Source organism: Phenylobacterium sp. (assembly GCF_016793285.1).
In the GTDB taxonomy this organism is placed as follows: Bacteria; Pseudomonadota; Alphaproteobacteria; order Caulobacterales; family Caulobacteraceae; genus Phenylobacterium.
Genome location: NZ_JAEUMO010000036.1, coordinates 1 through 5,372, shown reverse-complemented (window position 1 = coordinate 5,372; position 5,372 = coordinate 1). Strand labels below are relative to the sequence as shown.

The window sequence follows — 5,372 nt, the reverse complement described above, 5'->3', positions numbered from 1 at the left end:
GCCCGACGGCTAGGCTTCAGCCTAACCTCCGGTTAGATCAGCGTTCAGCGGGGGTTCAGTCCCGCGCGCGTAGTCAGGGTCGCATGAAACGTCTCTTCGCCCTCGCCGTGCTGGCCGCGGCCGTGACGACGCCGGTCGTCGCGGAGGCGCAGGATGGCCGTCCCGTGCTGGGCGCCGGACGCGACCAGGACCAGGCCCGCGAGGGCCGCGGGCGCCAGGCGCCGCTTTCGCGCGTTCTGGCGATGCTTGCCCAGCGCTATCCCGGCCGCCACCTGAACACGACCATGGGCGACGCCGGCGGCCGGCCGGCGTATTTCGTGCAATGGCAACTGGAGAACGGCCGAGTGGTCGTCTTCGTGGTCGATGCGGAAACCGGGCAGGTCATCGCCCGGCAAGGTGGCTAGAGGCGGGGGCCTCGGACGAACGGAAGAGGGACGCGAAAGAACGTGCGCATCCTGTTGGTAGAAGACGATCCGGACCTGTCGCGGCAGTTGAAGCTGGCGCTGGCGGACGCCGGCTATGCGGTCGACCACGCGCCGGACGGGGAGGAGGCCCAGTTCCTGGGCGAGACCGAGCCGTATGACGCCGTGATCCTGGACCTGGGCCTGCCCAAGGTGGACGGGGTGTCGGTGCTGGAACGGTGGCGGCGCGACAACATGACGACGCCGGTGCTGATCCTCACCGCCCGCGGCGCGTGGAGCGAGAAGGTGGCCGGCTTCGACGCGGGGGCCGACGACTACCTGACCAAGCCCTTCCACACCGAGGAGCTGCTAGCGCGGCTGCGCGCCCTGCTGCGCCGCTCGGCCGGCCATGCGACGCCCAACCTGTCGTGCGGGGGCCTCAGGCTTGATCCACGGGCGGCGCGCGCCAGCGTCAACGGCGAGCCGCTGCGACTCACCTCGCTGGAATACCGGCTGCTGCACTACCTGATGATGCACCAGGGCCGGGTCATCAGCCGCACCGAGCTGGTCGAGCACCTGTACGATCAGGACTTCGACCGCGACTCGAACACCATCGAGGTGTTCATCGGCCGCGTGCGCAAGAAGATCGGCGCCGACCGCATCGAGACGGTGCGCGGCCTGGGCTATCGCCTGATCTGCCCGGCCGACGAGGTCGATGCGGAGACGGCCAAGACGTGAGTCCCTTCGCCGGGACGCTGGAGCGGCTTCGGCGGCCCTCGCTCGCCCGGCGGCTGGTGCTGCTCGCGGTGGGGTGGAGCTTCGCGGCCCTGGTGATCTCGGCCGTGGTGCTGGCGCTGCTCTTCCAGCAGGCGGCGCTGCGCCGCTTCGACGCCGGCCTGTCCGACCTGATCGACAACCTGATCTCGGGTTCGACCGTCGAGGGCGGGGAGGTGCTGGCGCCGGCGCTGACGGACCTGCGGGCCCTTCGAGCCTATTCCGGTCGCTACTGGGCGATCACCGAACCCAAGGCGGGCGGCGGCGTGCGGACGCTGGTGCCGTCGCGCTCGCTCTGGGACTCGGAGCTGGCCGTGCCGGCCGATCTGCCGTCGCGGCTGCGCGCGGAGCCGTCCAGGCCGATCGCCTTCGACGCACGAGGGCCGCAGCCGGGCGAGCGGATCCGGGCCGTGGCGCGCTGGACGACAATCCCAGGCCGCGAGGCGCCGCTGATCTTCATCGCCGCCGAGAACCGGGGCCCGATCGACCGGGAGGTGCGGAACTTCCTGACGGCGACGGCGGTGTTCTTCGCGCTGCTGTCGGGCGGGCTCATCGTGGCGGTCTTCGTGCAGGTGCGGGTGGGTCTGGAGCCGGTCTTCCGGCTGCGCACGGAGGTGGCCGACGTGCGGCGCGGCAAGGCCGAACGACTCGAGGCGGTCTATCCCACGGAGCTGAAGCCGCTCACCGACGAACTCAACGCCCTGGTCGCGCACAACCAGGAGACCGTGGAGCGGCAGCGCACCCATGTCGGCAACCTGGCGCATGCGCTGAAGACGCCGATCTCGGTGATGATGACCGAGGCCGGCCAGCGGCCGGGCCCGCTGGCCGAGGTGGTGAGCCGCCAGGCCGACGTCATGCGCCAGCAGGTCGACCATCACCTGCGCCGCGCGCGGGCCGCCGCACGCAGCCAGGGCCAGGGCGAACGCACCTCGGTGGCCGAGGTGCTGGACGAGCTCTCGCGCACGCTGGAGAAGATCTTCCGCGCCAAGCGCTTCGAGATCGACTGGGATGCGCCGGACGAGCTGTTCTTCCTGGGCGAGCGGCAGGACTTCATGGAGATCGCCGGCAACGCGATGGAGAACGCCGGCAAGTTCGGCAACCGCAAGGTCCGCGTGCGCGCCGAGACCTCGGGTCCGGAGAGGATGCGCCTGACCGTGGAGGACGACGGGCCGGGTCTGACGCCGGAGCAGCGCGAGGAGGTCGTGCGCCGCGGCGCCCGGCTGGACGAGAACGCGCCGGGTTCGGGCCTGGGGCTCTCGATCATCGACGAGCTGGCGCGGGCGTACCGCGGTTCGCTGACGCTGGGCGATTCCCCCCTGGGCGGGCTTTCGGTGATCGTCGACCTGCCGGGAGCGGAGTCGTAAATATCCGATTTTGGTAAAGCCTTAACTGCCGCAGCGGCAAATTCCCAAAACGACGTTCTCGTCGAGGCATAGGGAATCCATGGCTGCGCTGAACGAGCGCAAGATCGCCTTCGTCCGCTCGCTGGTCGAGACGGCGCCCGACAAGGTCGTGGGCGGGCTCCAGGCCGCGCTGGCCGAGACGGCGTCGGACAGCGCGCTCGGCGGCGTCCGGCGGCTGGTCGAAGCCGAGGTGCGCGAGCGGACGCTGCGCAACATCGTGCTGCAGCCGGTGGTCCCCATGTGCCTCGGCGGCGGCGACGACACGCGGAAGCTGACCTTCCCGTCGAAGGCGCTTGCGCACGTGTGGCGGGCGCTCCGGGCCACCCACGGCGAGACGATCGAGCACGTCCAGCGCGATCTCGACGAGCAGGCGCCGATCCACACCATCATGGCCTTGTTCGACGAGCTGTCGGCCGCGGCCACGGCGGGCCTGCGCGCCGCCGGGTCGCCGGACTATGCCGCCGCCATCGCCGCCTGCGACCAGGGCCGGCCGGACGGCGGCGGGATGTTCATGTCCTGCCTGGACATCGCCCCCGTGGTGCGCCGCGCGACGCAGCGCCTGCCCGAGTGGCTGGCCCACCCGGGCGGCGAGACCAGCGCGGCGGCGCGGCTGGCCTACAAGGACGCTGTCGCCATCGCCGAGGACTCCGGGCCGCGCTTCTTCGAGATGCTGGCCGCGCAGATGGCGCAGCCGTGGATGGTGCTGCGGGTCATCTCCGCGGTGATGGACAAGCCGACCGAGCGCTATCTGCGCGACTCCGAACTCTCGAGCTTTGGCGAGCACCTGCTGGCCGACATCGACGCCTCGCTCTCCGCCATCGGCGCCCTGAAGGCCGACGATGGGCCGGCGGCCGCCTCCGAGGCCGCGCGCCTCGCCGATCTGGCGGTGCATCAGATCCTGGAGGTGGAAACCTCGCTCGACCTGCAGCGCGAGCAGGGCTGGGGCCAGCGGGTGTTCAAGCAGCGCGCCACCCTGGCCAGCGTGGTCGAGGGCCGCCTGCGCGAGGCCGAGAAGGCCGCGATCGAGGCGCTGCCGACCCACACGCCGCGCCAGCAGCGCGTGCGCCGGCCGGTGCCGCGCCTGGTCGACCCGCCGCAGGACAAGCTGGTGAACCGTGCGATAACGCTGCTGTCGTTCTCCGACGAACTGCGCTCGACGGCCAACTACGGCGGCTTCTCCTCGACGCGGAACAAGCTCATCGAGAAGCTGGGCGAGCACCTCGACCACTACGTGGAGGAGGTGCTGGACCTCATCCGCAACGACGAGTGCGAAAGCCTGCAGAACGCCCAGGCCTTCCTGGACATCGCGGCCCGCTTCAACCAGCACATCCGCGGCGACAAGGCCGCCGAGATCGTCCGCCGACGCGCCCACGCCGTCCATTGCGCGGAACCGCCGCCGCTGGCCGACGTGGGTTAGCGGTCGGGCCGCAGGACCGTGAGCTGCCGCGGGCCGGCGTTGGCCGCCGCATGGGCGACGGCGGCGTTGGCCTCGTCCAGCGGGAACTCCGCCATCTCGAACTGGCCGAGGTCGACCAATCCGGCGCGGATGAGCCGGATCATGCGCGGGATGGCGTCGCGCTCGTACATCCATTTGCCGCGCACCGTGACGTCGTTGTGCATCAGCCAGTTGTAGTTGAGCGGCAGGTCGCCCGCCGCGCCGCGCAGGCCGCCCATCAGCACGATCCGTCCGCCGTGCCGCACGGCGGTCGCGGCGGCCATGACCTGGGACGCCGACGCCTCGCGCGGCAGGAAGTCCAGCACCATGTCGACGGGCCCGTCGGCCGCCTCGACGATCCGGGCGCGGTCGGCGGCCTCGTCGCCGGCCATCCGCACCGGGCGCACGCGCGGCCCCAGCCGGGCGGCGATGTCCTCCAGCGCCGCGAGGTTGCGGCCCGTCGCCACGACGCGGCCGGCTCCCATCGCCAGCGCCACCGCCACGCCGGCGCCGCCGAAGCCGCCGCTGGCCCCGCTCACCACCACGGTCTCTCCAGCCTGGAGATCGCCGGCCAACAGGCCGCCGTAGGGCACGAGCAGGCGGCCGAGCGCGGTCCAGCGGCCGGCCTCGTCGGGACGGATGTCGCCGAGCGGGGTCGCGTTCTCGGTCGGAAGCAGCATCTGCTCGGCGAACGAGCCGTGATGGTAGAACGCATGCAGCGGCCGCGCGGCGGGGGTGCGGTAGGTCCAGCCCTGGAGGATGGTGTCCGGGTCGGTGAGCGCGTCCCGCGAGCGGATCGTGGGCTCGCAGTAGACCCATTCGCCCAGCCGCAGCCGCGTCGAGTCCGGTCCGGTGGCGCGCACGCGGCCGATGCCGCCGGCGCCCGGCGCCACCGGCGGATCCAACTGGTAATTGCGCGAGCCGTTGAAGACGTTGGCGGCGTAGCTGGTGACGCCCGCCGCCACGATGTCGACGATCACGGAGCCGGCGCCCGGCAGGGGATCGGGGAGGGTCTGAATGTCGAGCGGCGAGCCGAAGGCGTTCAGGACGGCGGCTTTCATCGGGACCTCGCGCAAATGGAAGCCGCATCGTAGCCTTGCGGGCGGTGCGGCGGCGAGACCGCTCGCGCGGGTCCGCGCTTTCGGCTACATGCGCAGCCATGTTGTTGTTCTGGGCCGTGGCCGGGGGGCTTGCCGCCGCTGCGGCGGGCCTGATCCTGATGCGCGCCGCGGGCGCCGCCGGCGAGGCGACGGTCGCCGACCCGGCCCCCATGCTCTACAGGCGCCAGCTCAGCGAGATCGGCGACCTGGTCGAGCGCGGCCTGATGGGCGAGGCCGAGCGCAAGGGCGCGGAGGCCGA

The 5,372-nt window shown here is 71.8% G+C and carries 5 protein-coding genes and 1 pseudogene; 5 read left to right on the top strand and 1 reads right to left on the bottom strand.

Going from position 1 to position 5,372, the window contains the following annotated elements:
• Positions 1-83 precede the first annotated feature (83 nt).
• The 4 genes from JNL41_RS04400 to JNL41_RS04385 all read left to right on the top strand — a co-directional run bounded on the left by JNL41_RS04400 (position 84) and on the right by JNL41_RS04385 (position 3,995).
• Positions 84-404: a hypothetical protein gene (locus tag JNL41_RS04400; RefSeq protein ID WP_293473058.1), complete on the top strand. Its 321-nt coding sequence runs from the start codon at positions 84-86 to the stop codon at positions 402-404.
• Between the two features lie 42 nt (positions 405-446).
• The gene (locus JNL41_RS04395) at positions 447-1,139 is read left to right on the top strand and encodes a response regulator transcription factor (protein WP_293473057.1); all 693 of its coding nucleotides are present in this window, start codon (positions 447-449) and stop codon (positions 1,137-1,139) included.
• Positions 1,136-2,539, top strand: coding sequence for a sensor histidine kinase (locus tag JNL41_RS04390; protein ID WP_293473056.1), 1,404 nt, complete (start codon positions 1,136-1,138; stop codon positions 2,537-2,539). The genes JNL41_RS04395 and JNL41_RS04390 overlap by 4 nt, the downstream gene beginning before the upstream one ends.
• Before the next feature lie 79 nt (positions 2,540-2,618).
• Positions 2,619-3,995 (top strand): hypothetical protein, encoded by a 1,377-nt coding sequence (locus JNL41_RS04385; protein WP_293473055.1) that lies wholly within the window; start codon positions 2,619-2,621, stop codon positions 3,993-3,995.
• Here JNL41_RS04385 and JNL41_RS04380 read toward each other — a convergent pair.
• Positions 3,992-5,074, bottom strand: coding sequence for a medium chain dehydrogenase/reductase family protein (locus JNL41_RS04380; RefSeq protein WP_293473054.1), 1,083 nt, complete (start codon positions 5,072-5,074; stop codon positions 3,992-3,994). The genes JNL41_RS04385 and JNL41_RS04380 overlap by 4 nt on opposite strands.
• 98 nt (positions 5,075-5,172) lie before the next feature.
• Between JNL41_RS04380 and JNL41_RS04375 the strand changes: the two are divergent.
• A pseudogene (locus JNL41_RS04375) lies at positions 5,173-5,372 on the top strand (c-type cytochrome biogenesis protein CcmI); the annotation flags it as partial.